At 71.5% G+C, this 390-nt stretch carries 1 pseudogene; it reads left to right on the top strand.

From position 1 onward, the window contains the following. Positions 1-390, top strand: a pseudogene (locus tag FL311_RS44830) (spermidine synthase); the annotation flags it as partial.

Here is a 390-nt window from a genome sequence, read left to right as displayed (position 1 = left end):
CCTGTGGAACACGCTGGGCACCATCTCCGGCGCGGTGCTGGGCGGCATGGTGCTGATGCCCTTCTGGGGCATGCAGGGCAACTTCGTCGCGGGCGCGGTGGCGAACCTGGTGGCCGCGGGGCTGGCGTTCGAGGCGAGCGCCCACCGGCCGGAAGGGGAGAGCGCGAAGGCGGTGCCCCTGTGGCGGACGCTGGCGCCCGTGGGCGTGGCGGCGGTGCTGGTGCTGGGCGTATTGGGCGGGATGTACGGCTGGCCGCAGACGCTGAGCGACATCTCCGCGATCCGCGTGAGCCGCAAGCCCCCGGAGAGCTACGCGACGCTGGTGGAGAGCACGCGCAAGCGGATCCGTCCCCTGTTCTACGCGGATGACACCTTCGCCACGGTGATGGT

Source organism: Myxococcus sp. AB025B, from assembly GCF_006518215.1.
Lineage (GTDB): Bacteria > Myxococcota > Myxococcia > Myxococcales > Myxococcaceae > Myxococcus > Myxococcus fulvus.
This window is presented reverse-complemented; position numbering and strand designations above follow the sequence as displayed.